The 25,588-nt window shown below is 36.1% G+C and carries 19 protein-coding genes, 3 tRNA genes and 1 pseudogene; 8 read left to right on the forward strand and 15 right to left on the reverse strand.

Annotation, left to right across the window (positions count from 1 at the left end; all coding sequences use genetic code 11):
* The first annotated feature begins 205 nt into the window (after positions 1-205).
* Positions 206-1,153 (forward strand): tocopherol cyclase family protein, encoded by a 948-nt coding sequence (locus tag IGI47_RS12460; RefSeq protein ID WP_438784361.1) that lies wholly within the window; start codon positions 206-208, stop codon positions 1,151-1,153.
* A 319-nt stretch (positions 1,154-1,472) separates the two neighbouring features.
* Positions 1,473-1,545: transfer RNA gene (locus IGI47_RS12465), tRNA-Lys, on the forward strand.
* 181 nt (positions 1,546-1,726) lie between these two features.
* On the opposite strand, the gene IGI47_RS12470 is transcribed toward IGI47_RS12465, so the two are convergent.
* From IGI47_RS12470 to IGI47_RS12500, 7 genes are all read right to left on the reverse strand, one after another.
* Entirely contained in the window at positions 1,727-2,530 is an 804-nt protein-coding gene (locus IGI47_RS12470) for a Cof-type HAD-IIB family hydrolase (protein WP_438784362.1), read from the reverse strand.
* 177 nt (positions 2,531-2,707) lie between these two features.
* Entirely contained in the window at positions 2,708-4,435 is a 1,728-nt protein-coding gene (locus IGI47_RS12475) for an ABC transporter permease/substrate binding protein (protein WP_311930800.1), read from the reverse strand.
* Positions 4,428-5,621, reverse strand: coding sequence for a quaternary amine ABC transporter ATP-binding protein (locus tag IGI47_RS12480; protein WP_005878949.1), 1,194 nt, complete (start codon positions 5,619-5,621; stop codon positions 4,428-4,430). Before IGI47_RS12480 ends, IGI47_RS12475 begins: the two co-directional genes overlap by 8 nt.
* Before the next feature lie 199 nt (positions 5,622-5,820).
* Positions 5,821-6,453: a GntR family transcriptional regulator gene (locus tag IGI47_RS12485; RefSeq protein WP_005878951.1), complete on the reverse strand. Its 633-nt coding sequence runs from the start codon at positions 6,451-6,453 to the stop codon at positions 5,821-5,823.
* A 349-nt stretch (positions 6,454-6,802) separates the two neighbouring features.
* Entirely contained in the window at positions 6,803-6,946 is a 144-nt protein-coding gene (locus tag IGI47_RS12490) for a hypothetical protein (RefSeq protein WP_016177900.1), read from the reverse strand.
* Position 6,947: 1 nt separating this feature from the next.
* Positions 6,948-9,080 carry a ferrous iron transport protein B gene (feoB, locus tag IGI47_RS12495; protein ID WP_438784363.1) on the reverse strand — a complete coding sequence of 711 codons (2,133 nt, stop codon included), beginning with the start codon at positions 9,078-9,080 and terminating at the stop codon, positions 6,948-6,950.
* Between the two features lie 5 nt (positions 9,081-9,085).
* A complete protein-coding gene (locus IGI47_RS12500; protein ID WP_311930802.1) occupies positions 9,086-9,553 on the reverse strand; it encodes a FeoA family protein in 468 nt (155 codons plus the stop codon).
* Between the two features lie 400 nt (positions 9,554-9,953).
* On the opposite strand from IGI47_RS12500, the gene nrdH reads away from it, so the two are divergent.
* The 3 genes from nrdH to nrdF all read left to right on the forward strand — a co-directional run bounded on the left by nrdH (position 9,954) and on the right by nrdF (position 13,493).
* Complete coding sequence (gene nrdH / locus IGI47_RS12505; protein WP_081134079.1) at positions 9,954-10,178, forward strand: glutaredoxin-like protein NrdH; 225 nt, start codon at positions 9,954-9,956, stop codon at positions 10,176-10,178.
* A 137-nt stretch (positions 10,179-10,315) separates the two neighbouring features.
* Positions 10,316-12,475 (forward strand): class 1b ribonucleoside-diphosphate reductase subunit alpha, encoded by a 2,160-nt coding sequence (gene nrdE / locus IGI47_RS12510; RefSeq protein ID WP_125759034.1) that lies wholly within the window; start codon positions 10,316-10,318, stop codon positions 12,473-12,475.
* A gap of 52 nt (positions 12,476-12,527) precedes the next feature.
* Entirely contained in the window at positions 12,528-13,493 is a 966-nt protein-coding gene (gene nrdF / locus IGI47_RS12515; RefSeq protein WP_016177897.1) for a class 1b ribonucleoside-diphosphate reductase subunit beta, read from the forward strand.
* Positions 13,494-13,741: 248 nt separating this feature from the next.
* Here the strand turns inward: nrdF and IGI47_RS12520 are convergent, their stop codons facing one another.
* The 3 genes from IGI47_RS12520 to nagB form a co-directional block, all read right to left on the reverse strand.
* Entirely contained in the window at positions 13,742-14,863 is a 1,122-nt protein-coding gene (locus IGI47_RS12520) for an AI-2E family transporter (protein WP_005878965.1), read from the reverse strand.
* A gap of 212 nt (positions 14,864-15,075) precedes the next feature.
* Positions 15,076-15,789, reverse strand: coding sequence for an MgtC/SapB family protein (locus IGI47_RS12525; protein WP_438784364.1), 714 nt, complete (start codon positions 15,787-15,789; stop codon positions 15,076-15,078).
* A gap of 129 nt (positions 15,790-15,918) precedes the next feature.
* On the reverse strand, positions 15,919-16,620 hold the full coding sequence (gene nagB / locus IGI47_RS12530; RefSeq protein WP_081134070.1) for a glucosamine-6-phosphate deaminase: 702 nt from the start codon (positions 16,618-16,620) through the stop codon (positions 15,919-15,921).
* 349 nt (positions 16,621-16,969) lie between these two features.
* Between nagB and IGI47_RS12535 the strand changes: the two genes are divergently transcribed.
* A complete protein-coding gene (locus IGI47_RS12535) occupies positions 16,970-18,502 on the forward strand; it encodes an ABC-F family ATP-binding cassette domain-containing protein (protein WP_438784365.1) in 1,533 nt (510 codons plus the stop codon).
* Positions 18,503-18,604: 102 nt separating this feature from the next.
* Here the strand turns inward: IGI47_RS12535 and IGI47_RS12540 are convergent, their stop codons facing one another.
* Positions 18,605-19,801 (reverse strand): MFS transporter, encoded by a 1,197-nt coding sequence (locus IGI47_RS12540; protein WP_438784366.1) that lies wholly within the window; start codon positions 19,799-19,801, stop codon positions 18,605-18,607.
* Positions 19,802-19,932: 131 nt separating this feature from the next.
* A complete protein-coding gene (locus IGI47_RS12545; protein ID WP_311930805.1) occupies positions 19,933-20,610 on the reverse strand; it encodes a TVP38/TMEM64 family protein in 678 nt (225 codons plus the stop codon).
* Between the two features lie 788 nt (positions 20,611-21,398).
* Between IGI47_RS12545 and IGI47_RS12550 the strand changes: the two genes are divergently transcribed.
* Positions 21,399-22,649, forward strand: a complete 1,251-nt coding sequence (locus IGI47_RS12550) for a Fic family protein (protein WP_438784367.1) — start codon at positions 21,399-21,401, stop codon at positions 22,647-22,649.
* 213 nt (positions 22,650-22,862) lie between these two features.
* On the opposite strand, the gene IGI47_RS12555 is transcribed toward IGI47_RS12550, so the two are convergent.
* Positions 22,863-22,936: transfer RNA gene (locus IGI47_RS12555), tRNA-Ile, on the reverse strand.
* Positions 22,937-23,485: 549 nt separating this feature from the next.
* On the opposite strand from IGI47_RS12555, the pseudogene IGI47_RS12560 reads away from it, so the two are divergent.
* Positions 23,486-23,742: pseudogene (locus tag IGI47_RS12560) on the forward strand (hypothetical protein).
* Positions 23,743-24,110: 368 nt separating this feature from the next.
* On the opposite strand, the gene IGI47_RS12565 reads toward IGI47_RS12560, so the two are convergent.
* Positions 24,111-24,184, reverse strand: a tRNA-Ile gene (locus IGI47_RS12565).
* 111 nt (positions 24,185-24,295) lie between these two features.
* The gene (locus IGI47_RS12570) at positions 24,296-25,510 is read right to left on the reverse strand and encodes a hypothetical protein (RefSeq protein ID WP_438784368.1); all 1,215 of its coding nucleotides are present in this window, start codon (positions 25,508-25,510) and stop codon (positions 24,296-24,298) included.
* Positions 25,511-25,588: the final 78 nt, after the last annotated feature.

A 25,588-nucleotide genomic window follows, 5' to 3' on the forward strand; every position in this document is an offset into this window, starting at 1 on the left:
AAAACATTCAATCTAGTTACCTTAACTAGATGAAAAGTTTATATTAATTTTGTATTTTAAAAAAATATTGGGAAAAAAACAAATACAATTGCCCACTTATTATGACTAACTAACCGAATAACCGACCTCCTCTATATCAAGAAGCCTTTTATGCATAGGCTTTCAATCTCCCATGGTAAAATGTACCTGAACGGAGGGAACGAGAATGATTTCAACAGATAAATACTTCCAAGGGGAACAAAGAAAATATCTTTTTTTTGAAGGATGGTATTTTAAGCAACAAATCGAAAAAGACGTTTATGCCTTTATTCCCGGTTATTCAGTTGGAAAAGATGGCATGAAATATCCCTTTATCCAAGTCATCAATCATGAGCATTCCGAAATGTTCTATTTTGAACCTCAAGATCTATGGATCAAAGAAGATCAATTATTCGTTAAGATCGGGACAAATGTATTTAGTGAAAAAGGACTTTCTCTGTCATTAAAAGGTCCAGACTTAACAATCCAAGGGACGATCACATTTGGCGATTTTACTGTGCTAAACAAATCAACCTATTCTCCCAGTATTATGGGGCCTTTTTCTTATCCCTCATTTATGGAGTGTTACCATGGCATCTTAAGTATGCGGCATTCTTTAAAGGGAACTTTGGTATGGGATGGAAAAATCATTGATTTTACGAACGGTATTGGTTATTTGGAAAAAGATTGGGGCAGTTCTGTTCCAGCTACGTATCTCTGGGCGCAATGTAATCAGTTTGCGACTTCCGAAGCGAATTTTTTCTTTTCTGCAGCAGAAATCCCCTTTATGGGTAGCCGCTTTTTAGGTATCATCTCTGTATTGCATTATCACGGGAAAGAATATCGTTTTGCTACTTATTATGGTGCCAAGATCATGGACATCTTCTGCGAAGAAAACCAGTTGATTATAATAATCAAGCAAAAACAATATATATTACAGATCAAAGTCCTGCAAAATGGTGGTCATCCATTGATGGCTCCTCATAAAGGACTGATGAATCGTGTCATTCGGGAAAAAGCTAGTACTGAGATGACAGTGACTTTACAAAAGAACAAACAGATTCTGTTCCATCAGTCAGGAATCGCTGCTGGATTCGAACAAGTCGGGATTTTGCATGGATACACTTACAGATAGAGCAACCAGAATGAACAAAAAGTCCCCATTGAAAGTGAACTTTCAATGGGGACTTTTCTCTTTGTTTCTTTAAGCATCGTTAAGATTAGGAGACCCGCCGCGGGTAACGGCGGGAAGGAGTAAAAAAAAAATGAAAAAGTGTTAGGGTTTGTTCTCTTACAAGAACTTTTGTTGGTTGGTATACTTATATAATAGGGGGCATTTATGAATAATCTATGAATGATTTCCTATAAAGAAGTAAAGTTTTTTTTGAATTTTTACAAACGCAGACTTGCATTTTAAAATCCATAGTGCTACTATTATAAAGTACTTTTCATATGGGCCGTTAGCTCAGTTGGTAGAGCAGCTGACTCTTAATCAGCGGGTCGCGGGTTCGAGCCCCTCACGGCCCATTGGGTGCCAAACCCACGTCATCAGTACATCTTTGGCTACTTCGGTAGTTTCGAAAAAGATGTACGTGATGACATTTTTTGGTTTTCGGGTCGAATTTTCGGGTATTCACTTATTCTTTCTTGCGTTTGATTCGATGTTCTATACTTCTTGAGGGTACCTCTTAGAAAAACTAACGTTATACTATTTTTGCAATGCAATTATTTTTTGAATCGTCTGTAGTACCCCTTGTTCATCATTTGATCGAGTGATGAAATTCGCTGCTGCTTTTGTTTCCTCAAAAGCATTTCCCATCGCAAAACTGTACGTAGCAGCATTCAACAATTCGATATCATTTAAACCATCACCAAACGCCATCGTTTCTTCCTTGGTGACCTCTAACAGTTTTTGCAATTCCTTCACTGTCGTTCCTTTATGCACACCCGCATTTGAAATATCGATCCATGCGGCTTCAGAAGCAACGATATACGCCTGTTCTTTGAACTCCATCAGTTCCTTTACATACTCAAAACATCTTTTCTTTCTATCATAGACAGTGATCTTCACAAAATCTTCGGTTATTTTATGAAGCTCTTCTACCAATCGAACTTCTCGATAGGAACCTCTCACCATCTGTTTGTCCTCTTCAGACGTAGTTTCTTTGATCATCGCTACAGTCGGCGTACAGGCAATGATAGTATAATCATTGGCAATTTCTTCTAATTTATTGATCAGTTTGATTCCAAGATCATTCGGCAGCAACGATTCGTAAACGTATTCATTATTGTGCTTGATACGTGTCGCACTATCACCTAAGATCCATAAATCCTTAGAAAGTTCTGGTCCAAAAAGTTCTTCTACACGTTCACATTGTTTTCCTGTACAAGGAGCAAAGTAAATCGCTTGTTCATCCATCGATCCTTTTACCTGTCGATAAAACTCCTTATCGAAGCTACCCTTACTATCCAAAAATGTTCCGTCTAAATCAGTCAATATCAATTTGATCATGTTCTACTCTCCCCTACCTCACTAAAATGTCCTTCTTTTCTCAGTGTAACAACTGGCAGCAACAAGTCAATCCATGCTCAGATTTTTGCAACCTCATTTACAAAAAAACATCTAGAATAGAATTGGTTCTTCTACGCTAGATATTTTCTTATTCCCCATTGAATTTGAAAAGTATGCTTATTCTTTCCAGCTATCGACTGTTTTTTGATTTTCTTTGATCCAGTCTTGTGCTGCTTGTTGTGGTTCTTTTCCATTGTTGATTTCCAACATGACTTTTTCCATATCTTTTTCTGTCCAATGGAATTTATCTAATACTTTATAAGCTTCAGGCTGATCTTCTTTTAATCCTTTACGTACAACTGTGTGGATTTCTTCAGCATCTCCCATCGCTTTTTTCGGATCTTCCAAATATTTCAAATCATATTTAGCAAACATCCAATGTGGTGTCCAACCGGTGATCACAATTGGTTCATGCTTTTTGATTGCTTGTCCTAAAGCAACAGTCATTGCGCCTGATGAGGAAGTTTCAACAGTCCATCCTTTTAGATTATCGTATTGCTTGACCGTGTTTTCCGCTGCATTGACGACGCCTGCACCAGGTTCGATCCCAGTAATTTTTTTATCTGCTTGGTCAGTTAAATCTGCAATAGAGTTGACATCCATATAACTAGGTACAGCTAGGCCGACTTTAGCACCTGTTAAGTTGGCACCTAGATCGTTGATTTGATCTTTGTATTGTGCATATTGTGAACCATGTGTTTTTGGCAACCATGCAGAAACCATCCCATCTGACTCACCTTTTGAAACAGATTCCCACATGATCGAGTTATCAAGAGGAGTGATCGTAACATCATAGCCCATTCCCTTTAACACTTCCGCAACAACATTTGTTGAAGCGACCTCTGTATCCCACTCAACGTAAGAGAGATTGATTTTTTTCGTTTCTTTTGCGCTTGAAAAACTACCTAAACCGATCGCACCTAAAAGCACTACGACTACAGCTCCAATGATGATCCCTTGACGCTTTTTATTTGGTTGTTTTGAGCCATTTACTGCCTTTTTACTATTTGGCTGGTTCAAATGCTGTGTGAAGCGGTCAATGATAATCGCCAAGATGACTAATGCTACCCCATTAACAAATCCGTTACCAACTTGCGCACGTTGTAAAGCAGATAACACGCCACGTCCTAAGCCAGGTGCCCCAATCATTGAAGCAATGACAACCATTGAAAGAGATAACATCGTTGTTTGATTGATCCCAGCCATGATCGTACTTTTAGCTAATGGCAATTCTAGTTTGAATAATTTTTGCCAGCTTGTACTACCAAATGAATCAGACGCTTCGACCAACTCTTTTGGTACTTGGCGAATCCCTAAGTTCGTAAAACGAACAGTCGGTGGTAAAGCAAAGATGACAGAGGCAAATACCCCCGGCACCATACCGATCCCAAAGAAAGCAACTGCTGGAATCAAATACACAAATCCTGGCATTGTTTGCATAAAGTCAAGAATTGGTTTAATGATGCTTTGAGCTTTGCTGCTTTTTGCCATCAAAATACCTAATGGCACACCAATGATGATAGAAATAACGCTGGATAATAAAACGAGCGTTACTGTATTCATCAAGTCTGTCCACAAACCTTGATTATAGATAAACCATAAGCCAATCAGTGTGAAGAGCGTTAATCCTGGACGTTTTTTAGAAATAAAGAAAGCAACAATCGTTAATATCAAGATAAACAATGGTGCGGGAATGACCAAAAGTAAATTAGTGATCCCTGACATTACTGCTTGACCAATCGTTTGTAAAAATGAGAATAATCCTGCAAAGGTCGTTGTAAACCATTCAGTGATGTTCTCTACCCAATCAGCAACTGGTAATCGATAGTTCAATAAATTATTCATCATCACTCACCTCACTCGTTTCTGCTAATGCTTCGATTACACTACCGCGAATGACAACACCTTTTAGTTTGCCATTATCCACAACGGCTAGAGGAGTTGGGGAGTCATAGATGATATTGAAGATATCACTAACCACCATATCTTTACCAATCACCGTTACATTTTCATCTAAGAAATCAATCAACGGACGTTTTTGACGTCTTGCTTCTAATGCTTGATCTGCAGTAATGATCCCTTTAAGATGTCTTTTTCTATCTACAGCCATCAGCATACTTACTTCTTCATTCCTCATTCTAGTTAGTGCTACATTTGGCCCATCCGATTCGATGTTCGTCGTTAAAGCAGGTACCATGATGTTTTGGGCAGTCAGTACTTTTGAACGATCGACTTCTTCAACAAATTCACGGACATAATCATTCGCTGGGTGGGTCAAAATTTCTTCACCAGTCCCGATCTGCATGATTTCGCCATCTTTCATCAAAGCGATTCGATCACCAATACGTAATGCTTCGTTTAAATCATGTGTGATAAAAATGATTGTTTTTTGTACGTTCGCTTGTAAATCGAGTAACTCATCTTGCATTTCCTTACGGATCAAAGGATCAAGAGCAGAAAAAGCTTCATCCATCAGTAAGATTTCTGGATCATTCGCTAATGCTCTAGCTAGACCGACGCGCTGTTGCATCCCTCCAGATAATTGACTAGGATATTGATCCTTGAATGAAAGCAAACTTGAATTTTCCAATGCTTGCTCTGCTTTTTGTTGCCGTTCTTCTTTTGGTACTCCACGAACTTCTAATCCATATTCAGTATTTTCTAAGATCGTCCGATGAGGGAATAAGCCAAAATTTTGAAAAACCATATTGATTTTATGGCGGCGTACTTCACGAAGTTCTTCTTTACTTAATTTTGAAATATCTTCTCCATCAATATAAATATTTCCAGAAGTCGGCTCGATCAAACGGTTCAGTAAGCGGATCAATGTTGATTTCCCACTACCTGAAAGCCCCATGATCACGAAGATTTCTCCTTCTTGCACATCAAAACTTGCATCATAAACACCAACGGTCGCGCCAGTCTTTTTTAATATATCTGTCTTTGGTTGCCGGTTCTTCATCATTTCCAAAGCAGCTTGCGTTTTTTTACCAAATATCTTTGTTAAATTCTTTACTTCAACTTTTACCAAACAAATTCTCCTTTACCTATGTAAATTCATTTTTCTTTCTGAAAAAAGTGACCACACTATACTAACACCGTGTAGTCACTTTTGTCAAAAACGCTAACTATATTCTTTTAATCAAACGAAAAAAAGCTCGGCAAATCCCTTTTAGATTGGGATTTACTAAGCTTAAAATTTGATGAGAAAAAGCAACTCCCTTGCAACGCTAATTTTCTGGATAAAAGAAATTGGTCATTCGCTGTAATGTAAATTCATTTCCAATAAAGTGGACTGTATCCCCCGCAGTAAATTTAGCATATGGGCCAGGTGACACAAGCAACTCTTCTTCATGCGAGATTGCAATGACCGTCGCACCAGTTGCTTGCCAGATATTCAACTCGCTGATTGACTGATCGAGATGCGTTGCCTCATTCGTCAATAATAGTTCAAACGGCAATAAGGGGTTCATCTTGTGGATCCTCTTCGTTTGATTTACCAGTTGATCCAGTAATTGAGAAAAGTGATCCAACTCTTCTTGTTGCTTTTCCACACTCGCCATGATCTCCGCTTTTGTTTCTTGGATCGATTGGACATCCTGATATTGCAACAAAAAATCTTTTGCTTTTTCTTTTGATGCTACAAAGGCGCCACTTCCGTGACGAACCTCCATGATTCCAAGATCGACTAGCACATTGATTGCTTTTCTCGTCGTTTCAGGAGATGCATTATATGTACTTGCTAACGTAGATCTCGCGTGTATTTTCTCACCGATTTTGTAACGATTTTCCACAATCCGTTCTGCCAAATCAACAGCAATCTGTTGATATCTTGGCCGAACGATCTTTTTCTTCCCAGCCATATTTTTTCCTCTCTCTTCTACTTTTCTGTTCCATCTTACTATGGGAAAGAAAAATAAGCAAAAGGTTGTGAACCTAGCGCTATGACCCGAGCATTAAAGAGAAACTACTCGAAACAGCTCTTCATGTTTTGAGTAGCTATGATTTAATGCCGAGGGTCAGCTAGGTGAACACAGTTGATTGTTGTGAGCTCAGCGCTATGACCCGAGCATTAGATCATGCTTGAGGAAATAAAGCGCCACAAGGAAATAGTCAATGAAGACATTCACATGCGGCGCTTTATTTTGCTTATTTAACTTATGTTCATTTCGTGCATTTCTTTATGCAGAAGTGATTTTTTCTGACTAGAGATCAGTCCACCATCGTTTTCTTTTGAACCTTCTTTACAGGACAGGCACTTTTACATTCATCACATGTTTTTCCTGATTTTAATCGCGAATAAACGATAGCTGCTGCACTGCCAAATATCAAGACGCTTAATAAAAATGTTGCCATATTATTGTTCACCTTCTAACGAAATGGTTAATACGTTACTAGTCTTTGCTTTCTTTTTCAATAATGCATAACAGATCCCAACGATACATATCCCTGCCAAATAAGTTGGGATGACTAAATGTCCCCCTTCAAACAAGTGAGAGAGCTGATAGATAATAAAGCTGATCAAATAAGCAAAACCGCATTGATAGCCTACTGCGATCATCGTCCATTTCGCAGAATTCATTTCCCGATGGATTGCGCCAATTGCGGCAAAACAAGGAGCACATAGCAAATTGAATGCTAAAAATGAATAAGCAGCGGCAGATGTATACGTATTTTGCAATGCCAGCCAAATTTCTTGGCCATTTTCAGAAACTTCTTTGTGCCCAAATAAAATGCCAAAGGTACCAATGATATTTTCTTTCGCAATCAGACCAGTGATGGTAGCTACAGTCCCTTGCCAGTTTCCCCAGCCAAGGGGTTGGAAAATAGGGGCAATCACACGTCCAAAGCTTGCTAAGATACTTTGACTTTCAGGCACAGCTTGTCCGATAAAATTGTATGAAGATGTAAACCAGATAAGGATACTTGAGACAAAAATAATCGTGCCAGCCTTTTTCACGAATGACTTACTTCGATCATATGTCTGTCTTAGAATGATCGACCATTGTGGCAAATGGTAAGTTGGCAATTCCATGATGAAAGGAGACGTGTCTCCAGCAAACAATTTAGTTTTCTTCAACATGATTCCAGAGATGACAATAGAAGTCATCCCTAAAAAATAGGCAGAAGGAGCAACCCATGGAGCATGAGGGAAAAATGCTCCAGTAATCAATGCAATGATAGGCAATTTTGCAGAACAGGGCATAAATGTAGTGACCATGATCGTCAACCGTCTGTCCTGTTCATTTTCAATCGTTCGACTTGCCATTACACCCGGCACCCCACAACCAGTAGCAATCAGCATGGGAATAAATGATTTTCCTGAAAGACCAAATTTTCGGAACAATCGGTCCATCACAAACGCGATCCGTGCCATGTAGCCGCAGTCCTCTAAGAAGCTCAAGCATAAGAAAAGAACGATTAATTGTGGGAGAAATCCTAAAACAGCTCCGACTCCAGCAATGATCCCATTTAAAATCAATTGTTGCATCCAATCAGCTACTTGCCACTCAACTAATAACTGTTCAATATGGTTTGGCAACCAGCCGCCGAACAACGTATCATTGACCCAGTCGGTTCCGATCGTCCCAATCGTTTGGATAGCTAGATAGTAGACAAACCACATAACAAAAGCAAAAATAGGTAATGCAAACCACCGATTGGTAACGATCCGATCGATCTTATCACTGATAGAAAGCTGAAAAGAGTCCTTTGTGAACACACAAAGAGCCGTTAATTGGGTCAACCATTCGTACCGTTCATTGATGATAATCGTCTCGCTATCTTCATCAAAAATCTTTTCAGTCAAACGGATCAATTGTTCGACTTCCTTTAATTGCTTTGCAGAAATTTTTAGACCTTTCAAAATCTCAGGATCGCGCTCAAACAGTTTGATCGCATACCATCGTTTAAAAACGGGAACACTATTGTCTAAAACATCCTCAATTTCATGCAATGCTGCTTCTAGGCGATCATCATATGTACAAGAGAGCGGTGTTGGTAGCTTCCTATAGGTCGCTTGAATGATCATTTCTGTTATTTTTCCTAGTCCTTCCCTTTTCAATACACTGATAGGAACAACAGGAACGCCTAACCCATAACTTAATTTTTCACTATTGATTTTTCGACCGTCTTTTTTAACGACATCCATCATATTTAATCCCACAATGACGGGAATACCTAAATCAAGCAGTTGTGAAGTCAAATAAAGATTTCTTTCCAAATTCATGGCATCTACAATATTGATGATCACATCAGGTCGTTCATCAATCAGATAATTTCTAGCAATCACTTCTTCAGGCGTATAGGGGGAAAGGGAATAGATCCCCGGTAAATCTTGAATATAGATGGTGGGATGTTTCTTCAAGTGCCCTTCTTTTTTTTCGACGGTCACGCCGGGCCAGTTTCCCACATATTGATTTGCTCCTGTCAATGCGTTGAATAGACTCGTCTTTCCACTATTTGGATTACCGACTAGTGCAACTTTCATTTTATCTACTCCTCTTTTTGAACCAGAATCAAGGATGCTTCTTCTTTACGTAGTGTCAATTCATACCCTCGTAATGTGATTTCTAAAGGGTCGCCTAACGGTGCTAATTTTCGTACAGTGACACGCACGTTTTTAGTCACACCCATATCCATCAGACGTCGTTTCACTGCACCCTTCCCATGAATGGCAACCACCACACCACTTTCGCCTGTATTAAGCTGGTCAAGCGAAGTCCAACTTTCTTCGGAGAACTCGCTTTTTTTTACGATAATCTGGCTTAATAACTCACGGTTGACCGCGATCCGATTATTTTTTAGGAGTAAAATCGAGTTGCTGCCAGATCGATTGATAACGACGATTTTACTTCCTATGATAACTCCTAAATTTTGCAAGTGCTTTTTGACTGAATCACTGGTCTGTATTCTTTCAATCTGATACACAAGATTTAGTTTGGCTTCTTCTAAAGTTTCCATCAAAGCTCCCTTCTTGTGAAAAAAGTCTTCTATAGCTTTTCTCCATTTTATCTATCCATTCAATCCCAATCTATCTCAGTTATTGAGAATCATTCTCACAAAGAATACTCTCTCTAATTGAGAATGTCAATGTTACTTGTGATTTTTTGAGCGTATTTTCATTTCTTTTGATTTTTGTGTGTTAAAAAAAAACTTTTTCCCGAGTTTTCCACAGTATTTGCTGTACTAAAACAAGCTTTTTTTCACTTAACGCTTGTTTTCAGCTGTTTTTCAAAAACCACAAAACATAGTATTCCACAGTTTCCACAACACAATATGTAGTGTCTGTCGTTTGACTTTTTTACTAATAGTTTTATACTATTCATTATAGATAAACAGCAGAGTCGGGAGGAAAACAAAAATGAACGTAAAAATATTTTCAAAAAACAATTGTATGCAATGTAAGATGGTCAAACGCTTTTTAGCGGACAACCAAATCGATTTTGAGGAAGTCAATATCGATGAACAACCTGAAGCCATCGATTGGTTAAAAGCACAAGGCTTTCAAAGTGTACCTGTGATCACTTCAGACGTTGAAACAGTGATTGGTTTCCGTCCAGATCAATTACGCAAACTTGCTAGCTAATGAACTGTCAATTGGAATGTATCTCTAATCGGATTTGATGGAAGTGAGGACTCTTTGCCCGAACATCCCCCAAATCCTTTTTTACAGCATCAAAAGAAAGAATTTACCAAAATAAGAAATGAAGGTTGGGCGTATTTATGAGTCTTAAACAATTAAAAGATGTCAGCTATTTTAAGTTAAACAATGAGATCAATCGACCTGTGAATGGTCAGATCCCTTTAAATAAGGATAAAGAAGCATTGACTGCATTTTTTGAGGAAAATGTTAAACCAAATACAATGACTTTTGCTACAGCAATGGATAAAATCAATTATTTAATCACTCATGATTACTTGGAATCAGAATTTATTCAGCTTTATTCTCCTGAATTTATTGAAAAGCTATATCAATTTTTAGACAAACAACATTTTACATTTAAGTCATTTATGGCTGCTTATAAATTTTATTCACAGTATGCATTAAAAACAAACGATGGTTCTGCATATTTAGAATCTTATGAAGATCGTGTAGCTTTCAATGCTCTTTATTTTGCAAACGGTGACGAAGACCTTGCTCTTTCTTTAGCTGATGAAATGATCCACCAACGCTATCAACCAGCTACACCTTCGTTCTTGAATGCTGGGCGCAAGCGACGCGGTGAATTGGTTTCCTGTTTCTTGACACAAGTGACAGATGATATGAATTCGATTGGTCGTTCCATCAACTCAGCTTTACAACTGTCTCGTATTGGGGGAGGTGTAGGTATCACACTTTCTAATTTGCGTGAAGCAGGTGCGCCAATCAAAGGATACGAAGGAGCTGCTAGCGGGGTTGTTCCAGTAATGAAACTTTATGAAGATAGTTTCAGTTATTCAAATCAGTTAGGTCAGCGTCAAGGAGCTGGCGTGGTTTATTTGAATGTTTTCCATCCGGATATCATTGCCTTTCTTTCAGCAAAAAAAGAAAATGCAGATGAAAAAATCCGTGTTAAAACACTTTCTCTTGGTGTCATCGTGCCTGATAAATTTTACGAATTAGCACGTAAAAATGAAGACATGTATCTGTTCAGTCCCTATAGCGTTGAAAAAGAATACGGTGTCCCATTTTCTTATGTCGACATCACTGCGGAATACGATAACTTGGTCGCTAACCCTAACATCCGGAAACAAAAAATCAAGGCACGCGATCTTGAAAATGAAATTTCAAAATTACAACAAGAATCTGGCTATCCTTATATTATCAATATCGATACAGCCAATCGTGAAAATCCAATAGATGGAAAAATCATCATGAGCAACTTATGTTCTGAGATTTTACAAGTACAAACACCTTCTGTTATCAATGGAAAACAAGAATATGAAGTATTGGGAACAGATATTTCATGTAACTTAGGTTCAACAAATATCGTCAACTTGATGGATAGCCCTGATTTTGGCCATTCAGTCCGTACAATGACTCGTGCATTGACTTATATCACAGATGCCTCAGATATCGACGTTGTTCCACCAATCCAACATGGAAACAAATTGAACCATACGATTGGTTTAGGCGCAATGGGCTTACACACATTTTTTGCTAAAGAACAAATGGAATATGGCTCTGAAGATTCATTGGACTTCACAAATATTTATTTCATGTTACTAAACTATTGGACACTTGTAGAAAGCAACGCGATTGCTCGTGAACGAAAACAAGTATTTCATAATTTTGAAAAATCAGCTTATGCAGACGGTACTTATTTTGATAAATATGTTACTGGAGAGTTCCAACCAAAATCAGAAAAAGTGAAACAATTATTTGCTGGCATTTTTATCCCAAGCGCCGAAGACTGGGAAAACTTGAAACAAGCAATCATGAAAGATGGATTGTATCATCAAAACCGATTGGCTGTTGCACCAAATGGATCAATTTCTTATATCAACGATACAAGTGCAAGTATCCATCCGATCACTCGTATGATCGAAGAACGCCAAGAAAAGAAAATCGGTAAAATCTATTATCCAGCACCTTATCTTTCAAACGAAACAATTCCTTATTATACTTCTGCTTATGATATGGATATGCGCAAAGTGATCGATATCTACGCCACTGCACAAAAGCATGTCGACCAAGGAATGAGTTTAACTTTATTCATGCGTTCTGAAATTCCAGAAGGGCTTTATGAATGGAAAACAACAACCAAACAAACGACGCGTGATCTAAATATTTTAAGACACTATGCATTCCATAAAGGTGTAAAATCAATTTATTACGTACGTACCTTCACAGACGATGCAGAAGAAATCGGCAGCAACCAATGTGAAAGCTGTGTCATCTAATTGGGTAATCAAGAATATTTAGGACTGTATTTCAAATAAAGGAGCATCACTCATGTCAGAAACTTATTATGAAGCAATAAACTGGAATGAAATTGAAGATGTCATCGATAAATCTACGTGGGAAAAATTGACTGAGCAATTTTGGTTAGACACACGTATTCCTTTATCTAACGACTTAGATGATTGGCGTACCCTTTCTCAATTAGAAAAAGACACTGTTGGTCATGTTTTTGGTGGATTGACATTACTAGATACCGTTCAATCAGAAAGCGGAATGGATCAGTTGCGCAAGGATGTCCGTACCCCTCATGAAGAAGCGGTATTAAACAACATCCAATTCATGGAATCCGTTCATGCAAAAAGCTATTCTTCTATCTTCAGCACACTGAATACAAAAAAAGAAATCGAAGAAATTTTTGAATGGACGAATACAAATCCTTATCTGCAGAAAAAAGCAGAGCGTATCAACGAAATTTATAAGCATGGCACACCTTTAGAAAAGAAAATTGCCAGTGTATTTTTAGAAACATTCTTATTCTATTCTGGTTTCTACACACCACTTTACTATTTAGGAAATAATAAATTGGCGAATGTCGCTGAAATCATCAAATTGATCATTCGCGATGAATCTGTGCATGGTACCTACATTGGGTACAAATTTCAGCTAGGCTATAATGAACTTCCTGAAGAAGAACAGGAGCAATTAAAAGATTGGATGTATAATTTGTTGTATGAATTATATGAAAATGAAGAACGTTATACGGAAGAATTATATGATCCAATCGGTTGGACAGAAGAAGTAAAAACTTTCTTGCGCTACAACGCAAATAAAGCTTTGATGAATCTAGGGATGGACCCACTCTTCCCAGATACAGCAAACGATGTAAACCCAATCGTCATGAATGGGATTTCCACAGGAACAAGCAACCATGACTTCTTCTCTCAAGTCGGTAACGGCTACTTACTTGGTCATGTTGAAGCCATGAAAGACGATGACTATTTGATTGGATTAGACTAGACTGTAAAGTGATTCGGTTTGAGCAAAAGTGGCTGGGATAGAAGTGTTTCTTACTTTTATCCCACGCTTTTTTTATTATGGAGTTGTTTTTTTAGAGCATATTCCTAGAAGTCAGAAACCGAGGTTCTCAAAAGGTACCAATCCACTGTTAGTGTCATACATTTTAAGAACAGAAAAAGCATCTCCGAAAGTCATGACGACTTCTAAAGATGCTTTTTTCTAATCTTCTGTTATATGGTATGTTTCTATTATTCGTTGATCAATCGATCGCTCTCTGTAGTGTGCTCAAATTTTTTTAATAGATAGATTTTTCGAATATTCAAAACCAATGTCTTAATGACCGCATAAACTGGGATACAAATCAGCATCCCCATGATTCCAGCCACACTTCCGGCTCCTATCAAAACTAAAATAATAGTTAATGGATGGATATTCATCGACTTCCCAAATAATAATGGTTTGATGACGTTCCCGTCCAACTGTTGGATGACCAGTATAGAAAGTGCCATATAAAGCGCTTGAAATGGTGAAACAAATAAGCCAACGATCACTGCAGGAACCGCACCAATAAATGGTCCCACGTAAGGTATGATATTCGTGATCCCACAACATACAGCGAGTAACAAACTATACGGCTGATTAAAAATCGTCATTGCTATAAAACTCAATACACCGATGATCACTGCATCTACGATCGTACTACTGATATATGCCGATAAAGTATCATTCAGTTCTCTCACAGTTTGCCGCAACTCACCACGTATATTTTGTGGGAAAAATTTTGAAAGTGCGTCAATAAATTTATGTCCATCTTTGAACATGAACAATAAAATGAATGGCACTGTAAATAATAGAATAAAAAACTGGAGCATGAAAGAAATGATCTTTGATACACTGCTTGTCAAACTTACCAATGCGATATTGAAGAGATTGCTAAGGGATAAGTTTGCAGAAGCTAACTGTTCCTCCAGATTGAAATTTTTAAATTCTTCTCTTTGTGCCACTTCATTCAGCCATTTACTCGTTTCTTCGGCGTAGGTTGGTAAGCTTCGTGTTAATTGAATCGTTTGTTCGACCAATTGAGGAATCACATTCATGATTGCTAATACTGTAACCACGATCACTACAACTAATACCAAGATGTAGCCGTACACTCTTGGTATCCGATGTTTTTCCAAAAATGAAACTACCGGATTAAACATATAGTAAAAGAAGCCAGCAATTAATAACGGCAAGACAATTGCTGAAATCATTTTTAAAACTGGACTAAAGACATTCGGCATCTGGATAATAAAAAAGACACCGATAATCGTCAATACCAGTTCAACAGTCCAGAATAATAATTTTGATTCTTTAAATTTTGAATACATACATCTCCTCCAAGGTTTGATAAGTCTATTCTATCATTCCCATTAAATTAAAGCGCTATTTTATGATAAATTTTAACTTTTCTCTTATTCAATCATTACAATCAACAAAAAGGACAAAACATTCAGCCCTAAGACTCTCAAAAAATGAATGATTTTTGAAGCCCCATGCTTTTTGTTTTGTCTTTTTTTATTTAGTTGATACAGAATGAACTTTACTGAGCAATGCTCACCAAATGAATTTTTGTGATATTTTTATAAGTCGATAATTCTTCAATAACTTCTGCGTAGGTCATGTTTTTAGGTAAATTTATCGTATAAATGTTTTTATATACTCGATAATCCTCTACAAATTTCACGTCAAAATTCACATCTTCGATAATAATATCGCGCTTTTCAAAATAATCCGCCAGAAAATCTTTCGTTTCTTTCCGATGGATAAATTGGATCTCCAGCTTTTTAGTCGTTGGGACATGGATAATTTTTTTGACGACTGTCAATGCAAGCACAATTCCGATAAAACTAATAATAGCAATCGCATAAACCCCCATACCAATCGCAATGCCTACCCCCGCAATTGCCCATAAAGATGCTGCGGTCGTTAAACCTGTAACAGACTGCTTAGTGACGATGATCGTTCCTGCACCTAAAAATCCGACACCACTGACTACTTGAGCAATCAGACGTGCTTCATCTGACCGGATCGTTCCAACTAATTCCGGATATTCTAACGCATCACGCATTGCTTTACTAGCGATTTCCACTTGGATCAGTGCGATTATACACGCACCAATACAAACTAAAATGTGCGTACGCATGCCTGCCGGTCTATTTTTGTATTGTCGTTCAAACCCGATTGCTCCACCAAATAGTAATGCAATCCCCAATCTCAGGACGATTTCTGGAATAGTTAATATCATATCATTCATTTCAACACCCTCTACTTCAATATATCATGTTTGAAAGATGGAAACAAAAAAGACTGATTTCTGGTAGAAAAAAAGAGTGCGTGACAAGACGTTTGCCACACCCTCTTTTTTAGTTTTTGAAAAGTTTGCTTATAATTTGCTTCCAGCAGCATCATCGATAATAACGATGACATTGTCGTGATTTTGTAATGCACTGGCTGGCATATCTGTTGTTACAGGTCCATCGATCATTCCTTTGATTGCATCTGCTTTGTTTTCTCCATATGCAAGTAAAACAATTTCTTTTCCTTTAAGAATTGAACCTACACCCATTGACACAGCTTTAGTCGGAACATCCTCTGCTTTTTCAAAGAAACGTTTGTTGGCGTTGATCGTTGATTCAGTTAAATCAACTACGGATGTTTTCCCATCAAATGGTGCGCCTGGTTCGTTGAAACCGATATGCCCATTTTGGCCGATACCTAAGATTTGGATATCGATCGGATGTTTTTCGATCACTTCATCATACTCTTTGCAAGCTGCTTCAAGATCGTCCGCTTTTCCATTTGGAACAAAAGTTTCTTTAAATGGTTTTTTATCAAACAATTGGACATTCATAAAGTGACGGTAGCTTTGGTCATCGTCTCCACCTAGTCCAACATATTCATCCAAGTTTACAGAAGTCATGTTACTGAAATCTAGATCGCTTGAAGTCATTTCTTTATATAATGTGATTGGCGTACTTCCTGTCGCAAGTCCTAAAACCGTAGCACCATTATCCATACCTTTTTTGATAATTTCAAAAGCTTTTTTTCCGCCTTCTTCAGCGTTTTTCACACGAATGATTTCCATAACGACTACTCCTTTGTTTTTGGTATAGCCCAATTATAGCATTCTTTTTTCTTTTTTACAACATTAGTATAGACCAAATATCGTACTTTTTGTATTTTCTTGACAATCCCTTCCTACCCGTGTTATGTTTCATAAGATACGATGTTTTTTAGACTGGTTGCATTTTATTCAACTATTTTACAAGAGGCTAGGCCGAAAGTATAAATCTACAGAGCTTTTTTTCTGTTCCAACCTCTTTTACCTTACTCTTTTTAGAGAAAATACGAGAAATATTTCCCAAATCATTTTAACTATTTCCCTTGAAATTGAGTTTTAAAGTGTCTTCCTCATCGTTAGAAAGGAAATCACAATGAGTATTTTAACTTTAACAAATATTACCCAGCAATTTGGGGATAAAATTTTATATGAAAATGTTCAGCTCCAAGTCAATGCTGGCGAACACCTAGGCTTGATTGGACAAAATGGTGCTGGTAAAAGTACCTTGATCAAAATCATCACTGGCGAGATCTTGCCTGACGATGGTCAGATCCATTGGCAAAAAAATATCCACCGAGGCTATTTAGATCAATATGTAGAGGTAGATGAAACCTTAATGATCGAAGAATTTCTAAAAACAGCTTATTCAAAGGAATTTGAAAAAGAGGCAAAAATAGCTGAACTATATCAAGGATATGGTGAGAATTTCGATGATAGTCTCCTTGAAAAAGCAGGAAAGTTACAAACAGAACTAGATCAGGGTGTTTTTTATCAAATTGATACTTTGGTAGCAGAGATGAGCAGCGGCTTAGGGATCGATGTCCTAGGTCTAGATACCCCTCTAAAAAATCTTAGTGGCGGACAACGTTCGAAAGTCATCTTGGCAAAATTATTGTTGGAGACCCCAGATGTCTTAATTCTAGATGAACCAACCAACCATCTAGACGACCAGCATATCCAATGGCTGACACAGTTTCTCCAAGAATTTGAAGGAACATATATTGTCATCTCACATGACCAAGAATTTCTAGACAAGATCACTACCCACATCGCAGATATCGAATTTGGTAAAATCACAAAATATACGGGACATCTAAAGCAGGCATTGAAACAAAAAGAACAAAATCGTGAAAGCTATTTGCGTCAATTCCATGCACAGCAAAAGCAGATCGAGAAAACAGAAGCTTATATCCGAAAATATAAAGCTGGTTCACGTTCTACGATGGCGAAGAGTCGCCAGAAACAGTTAGATAAAATCGAACGCTTGACACCACCTGCTTCCGTAGCTAAAGCGATTTTTGATTTCCCATTTGCACCGATCGTGACTACTCTTGCTGTTGAAACAACTGATTTAGTTATCGGTTATGAACGTCCTTTACTGGCGCCGATCAATCTGACGATCCGTTTTGGTGAAACAGTAGCTATCCGAGGATTTAACGGGATCGGTAAATCCACGCTTCTAAAAACATTGATTGGAGAAATCACACAGTTATATGGTGACTATCATTTTCCTGATAATACGAAAATCAATTATTTTTCACAAGATCTCCATTGGGAAAAACCTTTAGAGACCCCTTTACAATATTTAAGTGCCCAATTTCCGAAGGCAACGATCAAGGAGTTACGACGCCAATTAGCTAAATCAGGGCTTGTCAATCAATTAACCAGTGAACCGTTATCGACCCTCAGTGGTGGTGAACAAACAAAAGTCAAGCTTGCTCAATTGACGATGAATCAAGGAAACTTATTGATACTTGATGAACCGACAAATCATATCGACCATGAAACTAAGGATAGTTTGCAAAAGGGAATCCAAAAATTCCCTGGTACTGTCATCATTGTTTCCCATGAACAAGAATTTTACCAAGATCTAGCAGATCGAGTCATCGAGATTAAAGGATTATAATAAACGAATATCCATCTATTCAAATAAGAGGTTAGGAGAAAGCTTTACGCTTTCTCCTAACCTCTTATCTTATTTTGGCAAAAATGCGTTGGTTGATGACAACTAGGATACTTGATGCGTTTTTTCCCTAAAAACAACATATTGGAAGAAAAAAGCACATAATTGGAAAGCAATTCCAGCCAGTGTTACGCCTGTCCAACCATATTGTTGCCACATGGTAGTACCAAGCAATGAACCAGCTGCTCCACCAATAAAGTACATAAACATAAAAATGGTATTGTTACGATTGCTTGCTGCCTCTCCCAAACCTTGTACTCTCGTTTGGTTCGCCACTTTTCCAAATTGGTTCCCAATATCCAACAAGATGATCGCTAACAATAATACAACCAAATAATCACCTGCAATAAATAAAGCAATGAAACTGATCGTTTGCATAGCCAAGCCCATACCTACGATCTTGCGTTCTGAATAGGAATCTGCTAGTCGCCCAACGATTGGTGCTGCTACAGCCCCAGATAAGCCAAATATAGCTAAGATCCCAGCTTCAAAAGTTCCCCAATGATACGCCGGGCTACTGATATAAAAAATCAATGTTGACCAAAAAATCGAAAATGTCCCAAACATAAAGAAACCGCTGATAGCTGCTTCTCGTAGCAAACATTGTGTTTTTACTAAATGTGGCAAGCTTTTTAAAGAGTCCACATAAGAAACTGTTTTCGTCGTTGCTACGGTCGTTCTTGGCATTTTCCAATATAACAGTCCTGTTAAAACAGCAACCAAGACTAATGCAAATAAGTAAATCATCCGCCATGAGAAAAGACTCGCTACAATCCCCGAAACAGTTCGAGAAAGCAAGATTCCCACTAAGAGACCACTCAGTAATGTCCCCATCACTTTTCCTCTTGCTTTTGGCCCAGCTAGAACCGCTCCATACGGAATAATGATTTGCGGTACGATAGATAATAAACCAATCAAGAATGACGCACAAGCAAACAATGTGAATGATGGCGCAAAAAAGGCTGCTAATAATGAAATTGCTGATAATGCTGCCATCCGAATAATCAATTTAGGTCGATCAACAACATCACCTAACGGAACTAAAAATAATAATCCTAGTGCATAACCAAGTTGAGTCAACATCGTCAAGATTCCGACGGCACTCGTACTGACGGACAGACTAGTCGCTACTTTCGTTCCAATCGGTTGGATATAATACATATTCGCTACAACTACGCCACATGTGATCGACAAAAGTAAGATCAGCGAGCGTGTTAACGGTGTTTGTTCGTTTTTTTCCATTTATTTCCCCCATTTCCTTTATTAGTTTACAACTTCTTTAAAAAATAGGAAACAGGAAAGTCTAGAACAACCAATCTTTTATCGATACAAGACAAACATTCGTTATTGAAATCTTTAAACAAGAAAAACATTCATTCTACTTGTTTTTTTCTATGGTCTTTATAGATAACTACAATCAACAAAGTCAAAATTAACACACTTGCAATCAAGAGTAATGCTGTTTTACTGTATCCATGGAATAAAGCCTCTCCTCCACACGCATACAAAACAGAAGATGGGATCACCCCAACAATGATCGACATCAAAATTTCTCGAACTTGTAAATTCAACGTCGTCGTTGCAAAGTTGATCACTGATGAAGGAATGATTGGCACCATGTATCCCACCATGATCCCGATTTTTGGGTGTTTCATGCTACGAATCGCTTTGACCCACCGATTTGATTTTTTAGAATGGTCCACTAATTTCAAATGTTGCATAAGAGAAATCGCTAAAATATTCCCAGAAGCATTCCCTACAATATTGATCAATGCACCAAGAAAAGGACCATAGCTTAACCCTACAATCACTCCGATGACTGCAGTAGGTACTCCTGGAACAGCACACATGATCCCCATCAACAAAATCAGGATCACTGCCGCAGAAAGACCATGGGAGCGTACACTATGCAACAATTGTTGTTCATTTGCTTTAGGATCAATTAGTAGATGGATATCTGATTGGTATTCCAAATACAAGTGGTACCCTAAAAAAAAGATCAGCAAAATGCCCAGCGCAATCAATACTTTCTGTAATTTTTTACTTTTCATTTTTTCACCTACCAAAACACTGATTATGTATTAGTGTACCATATATATAGAGAGAACCCTCCAACCTAAAGATTGAATCAATCCCCCTTTTTATTTCTTGGAATAAAGTATCTTTCCTAGCTTTTAGATGAAAGAAAGAAACATCCTCATTAGGATATTTTGTTGAACAGTCACTAGTCAACGCTTATTCTAGTATGAAATGATTGGTCTTGCATACTTGATTCCTGCTTCTTTCCTTATTTTCCATCCGTTCACTCTAAAGGAGGAGTAATAAAAAAAGCTAGAACCCTCATAACAAGGATTCTAGCTCGTAATAATCAAGGGTGATTATTTAACTGTTTTTATTTTTTCAGCTATTAACTAATCCTAATTAATTCTATTTGCTTTAATACCAAGTATTTTATACTTTTTTAGTTACTAATATTTTCTATGTTTTTCTAAATAGTATGGTCAAAGTATGGTCATTTTTCATCTTATTATATAGCATGGCTTGTAAAAAACACGTCATGCTTTCTTTATAAAAAAAGCTACCCTTTCGAGTAGCCCAAGAGATAATAATTCGCAATAATAAATGGTACGTAACTTGGAATTCTATTCACTTTATTTGTTATAAAAATAACCACCCGAAGGTGGATAGTACGGTTGATGTGTGTTGGTTTATGGACAAAATTTATAATTATTAATATCATCTTAATTATTGATTTTTACTTAATAAAATTAAAATATTGACATGTATTTAACCATTATGTATCATTTGGTTAAATAAAATAAAAAAAGGAGTATTTAACATGTCTTATAAGCTTTTGAGAAAACTAAGTTATTCAAATTTAGATATTTATAGAGAAGAAGCAAAGTCACGTTTAACTAATCCTTTAGCTGTAAAAACATCCTTAAAAATAACACCTTATATGAGGGAACAAAAAATATATGATAAAAAATATGAACTCTTTTATTTACCCACACAAGAACTTACAAAATTAAAAGAAATGCTTTTTCTTAATTCCAAAATAATTATAGAACTCCAAAGAAGTCTTCCAGCAATAGCACAAAAAAAAGTATTTTTAGATAATTTATTAGAAGAAATTAAATCTACAAATGATATTGAAGGAGTTCATAGTTCAAGAAGAGAAATCGAAGAAGCAATTGACGTTGTTTTACAGAAGTCAGAAAAGAATAAAAGGTTCGTTGGAATTGTTAATTTATATATGAAATTTCAAGATAGCGAATATAGCGAAATAAAAAAGTGTGAAGATATTAGAAAAATTTACGACGAATTATTAAAAGATGAAATTGAACCAAAAAAATTACCAGACGGAAAACTTTTTAGAACTGATAAAGTATATGTAAATAAAAACGGTCGTCCTGTTCACGAAGGTGTAGGTAAAAATGATAATATAGAAGAAGATATTACAAAAGAAATTGAAATATTAATTAATTTTATGAATTCTCATGATGTTACTTCCGTCGAAAAATGCTTAATTTCTCATTATTATCTTGAGTATATTCATCCATTCTACGATGGAAATGGTCGTCTAGGAAGGTTTATAGCTTGTTCATATTTATCCAGAAAGCTTGATTACTTATCTGCAATAAGTTTTAGTACCTCGATAAAGAAAAAAAGAGGGGTATACGGAACCTCTTTCTCTGAAGTATCTAATCCGAGAAATTTAGGAGAAATCACCGGTTTTATTATTGATATGTTAAATCTGCTGATTGAAGGACAACAAAATATTATCGATGAACTGTCAGAAGGGAAAAATTTACTTTCCCAAATAGGAGAATATCTCAAAACTCTTGATCTTACAGAAGAAGAGCAAACTATTATGTTCATATTAGCCCAAGACTATTTATTTTCAAGATTCAATAGATTAGAAGATAGAGAATTGTGGCAAATTACAAAGGGGAAAATATCCAGAAGAAAATTGAAAATAGCACTGGAAAAACTTGTAAAAACTGGTTATCTGGTTCAAATAAAGCAAAAGCCTTCGATTCACATGTTCAGTAAAAATTTTATTGATACAGTAGTAAATAAGCTATAAAAACCTCCTCTAAAATATAAGGAGGTTTTTATGTACCCTTGTTTTAAACGGTTTGCTAATCATATTACCACCTATACAAAAAACGCCATAACCGCATTCTGACGATCATGGCTTAATCTTCTAGAAAAATTATAACAACAAATTAATCCTCATGCAACAAAAAAATTATTTTTTATAATTTATTCTAGAATAAAACGTTAACTTTAAATTTTATGTACCCTGTAGGACTCGAACCTACGACCGGACGGTTATGAGCCGTCTGCTCTGACCAACTGAGCTAAGGGTACAGAAAACTATCACAACTACTGCAAACAAAAAGAATGGACATAGACTAGATAATAATGGGTTTCATTATTTGTTGTGATGGCATATTTATTATTACACATTTATTAGAAAAAACTACATTGTACTTATTCTTTGTAAAATATATTATTTTATGCTACTATTTCCAAGTTATAAAAAGAAAAAGCTTCGGATACTTATCTTTTTTTTGGGAAAGACTCTAGGGTTAAGAGGTATCTGAAGCATTTTCTTTATTTATTATCTCACATGGTTATTTTTTAGTCTATTATTACTTTAACTTTTCAGAAAAATGAAAAAAAGACCTTGAATAAGTTTAATTAGCTGATCCCTCTTATGTATCTTTCATGAATTAAATCCATCGTTTCAAATTTAAGTATTTCTTATTCTCGTATAAATCAACTAAACAAACTTAATAAGAATATTTAAACTAGCTTTTCTATTTATGCAAATAGACATATTTAAAGGTTTTATTTTGTATTAATTGTATCGACATTCTATACTTATATTATCAAATAAAAAGGACGTGAAGATAAATGTCAAATTTAGAAAACAAAGAAGAAAAAGTTGTAAACAAAATTGTTTCTGTTGTCAATAAACTGGATAAAGAGTTAGACGAACTTGATACGTTATCTGAAAATCCAGAAAAAAACATAACCTAAAAAAATGGTTAGTTGAACGAAAGGCTATTCATGAAATTAAAAAAGTTCTTCATGAAGCTGATAAATATGAAAAATATGATGAAAAAGAACTTGATAAAGAATTTAAAGAAATTAATGACTTATTACTCTGATCTATTAAACGACTCATTATGAGTCGTTTTTTTATACAAAGAAACTATCTAGAGGTGATACAAATATAAATATTGATTGTAGTACAAAAAAGAAGCGTCCGAAGACGCTTCGCTATTTAAATGCGTAAAAAGATTGGGAAATTGATTCATCAGCTATTACGATTATTATAATCTCATCCTGTAAAAAATCAATACTAAAAAAGCTACTCTTTCGAGTAGCTCTGAACGGATGTCATCATAACTTATGAAGGAATTAGACATAAGATTGTGTACAAAAAAATAACCACCCGAAAGTGGTTGAAGAAAGCTTTTATTTACATGAATACTCTTCTAAGTAATTTTAACACTGAACTAACTTAATTAATATATGTACCCTGTAGGACTCGAACCTACGACTGGACGGTTATGAGCCGTCTGCTCTGATCAACTGACCTAAGGGTACGAATTGGCTAAGAATAGATTAGTTATATATAGTAAAAAAGTAGACAATACCCATTATATTTTATCCGTCTTAATCATAGATAGTTTCAAGATGGATAAAAGTATTTACATCCTATATCTGTTGTTCCCGTTGTTCCTTCTTTTCACTAGATAATGATTTTAGATTAAGTTTGAACTCATTCGGTTTGATACTCGTAGATTGAAGTTTAGGAATCGTGAAGTCTCTTTGACTATATATTTTGCTAGCTTCTGTTGTTTGGATTTTTTTTTGAACAAAACTACTTTGTCTAACTTCTTTCAACTGTAAATAATGTTGAAAGACTTCAGTTAGAAGACTTTTGTAAACCTGTGGATCAAATTTTAATATTTCCAATTGTTTCTCAATAATGGCTACTATATCTTTGGACACTTCTTTCGTAGAATATCGTTTTGGATTTGGTGAACAATGTTGAATTTTTTCTTGTAAACTTTGTTTTGATTCACTTTTCAAAAGATCAGCATCAGATGTATCAAATAATACAAATTTAATCGCTCCATCAATTTCTTTTGCAAAGCAGTTATCAAGATATTGTTGATAATTCCCTACCTTCGTCCCCCATTCTTCTGAATGTGCCAATACACTTAATTCATAAAAGAATAATTCTTGCACCTTATGTTCCATTAATATGTTTACTTGTTTATTTATATATTTATCATCTGTCAATAGACCTAATTTCAAAACATTAGATAATTCTTCAATATTCTTTGGACTATTTTTTATTTTGTATTGATATTCTACAATTCCTTTCTTGACATTAGGTTGAGCGTTCCTATCAAGGATAGGTGGAGATACTTGTAATCTATCTTTTATCCTGGTATCCGCTTTATCAATGATAGAAACAACAATATCATCTTCTATTTTTCTTAGAATTGTGCCAACTTCATGGCCATACCAATCATTTTCTTCCTCTTCAAAGAATATAATTGATACAGGTAGAATTAAAAAACTATCTTGATTATTAACAACTAAACTATCAATATAGTTACTTAAAAGTTGGGGTTCAATTGCAGCATATATACTCTTCTCCATTGAAGAATCTAGCAACTCAACATTGCGATGGCTAAACATTGTCACATTGTTTTTTACATATTCTTGATATACTGCTAATAATTCAATATTTTGTTTATAAGGGATAACATTATCTGGACCAAAACGAGACTCATCTAAATTTAATAACAGCAACAATAATTGAATCATGATACTTCCATACTCTGGAGAATTAATGAGGCTATATCTTTTATCCTGCGCTACTCTGAGTAATTCCTTAATTTTTTCGTCATCATACATCGTTTATCCACCTCACTAAAATATTTTTTTGCAAATATATTTTTATAACATAAATTATATCTACAACCAAATAAAGGT

Source organism: Enterococcus sp. AZ191, assembly GCF_051713845.1.
GTDB lineage: Bacteria > Bacillota > Bacilli > Lactobacillales > Enterococcaceae > Enterococcus_B > Enterococcus_B durans.

Bases quoted from the DNA above. Each gene is read 5' to 3' on its own strand.
- IGI47_RS12500 (WP_311930802.1), bottom strand. From the start codon at position 9,553: ATGGAAACTTTAGAAGAAGCCAAACTAAATCTTGTGTATCAGATTGAA.
- IGI47_RS12535 (WP_438784365.1), top strand. From the start codon at position 16,970: ATGAGTATTTTAACTTTAACAAATATTACCCAGCAATTTGGGGATAAA.
- IGI47_RS12520 (WP_005878965.1), bottom strand. From the start codon at position 14,863: ATGTATTCAAAATTTAAAGAATCAAAATTATTATTCTGGACTGTTGAA.
- IGI47_RS12570 (WP_438784368.1), bottom strand. From the start codon at position 25,510: ATGTATGATGACGAAAAAATTAAGGAATTACTCAGAGTAGCGCAGGAT.
- nagB (WP_081134070.1), bottom strand. From the start codon at position 16,620: ATGGAAATCATTCGTGTGAAAAACGCTGAAGAAGGCGGAAAAAAAGCT.
- IGI47_RS12540 (WP_438784366.1), bottom strand. From the start codon at position 19,801: ATGGAAAAAAACGAACAAACACCGTTAACACGCTCGCTGATCTTACTT.
- feoB (WP_438784363.1), bottom strand. From the start codon at position 9,080: ATGAAAGTTGCACTAGTCGGTAATCCAAATAGTGGAAAGACGAGTCTA.
- IGI47_RS12475 (WP_311930800.1), bottom strand. From the start codon at position 4,435: ATGAATAATTTATTGAACTATCGATTACCAGTTGCTGATTGGGTAGAG.
- IGI47_RS12525 (WP_438784364.1), bottom strand. From the start codon at position 15,789: ATGAATGATATGATATTAACTATTCCAGAAATCGTCCTGAGATTGGGG.
- IGI47_RS12485 (WP_005878951.1), bottom strand. From the start codon at position 6,453: ATGGCTGGGAAGAAAAAGATCGTTCGGCCAAGATATCAACAGATTGCT.
- nrdH (WP_081134079.1), top strand. From the start codon at position 9,954: ATGAACGTAAAAATATTTTCAAAAAACAATTGTATGCAATGTAAGATG.
- IGI47_RS12550 (WP_438784367.1), top strand. From the start codon at position 21,399: ATGTCTTATAAGCTTTTGAGAAAACTAAGTTATTCAAATTTAGATATT.
- nrdE (WP_125759034.1), top strand. From the start codon at position 10,316: ATGAGTCTTAAACAATTAAAAGATGTCAGCTATTTTAAGTTAAACAAT.
- IGI47_RS12545 (WP_311930805.1), bottom strand. From the start codon at position 20,610: ATGAAAAGTAAAAAATTACAGAAAGTATTGATTGCGCTGGGCATTTTG.
- IGI47_RS12470 (WP_438784362.1), bottom strand. From the start codon at position 2,530: ATGATCAAATTGATATTGACTGATTTAGACGGAACATTTTTGGATAGT.
- IGI47_RS12460 (WP_438784361.1), top strand. From the start codon at position 206: ATGATTTCAACAGATAAATACTTCCAAGGGGAACAAAGAAAATATCTT.
- IGI47_RS12490 (WP_016177900.1), bottom strand. From the start codon at position 6,946: ATGGCAACATTTTTATTAAGCGTCTTGATATTTGGCAGTGCAGCAGCT.
- nrdF (WP_016177897.1), top strand. From the start codon at position 12,528: ATGTCAGAAACTTATTATGAAGCAATAAACTGGAATGAAATTGAAGAT.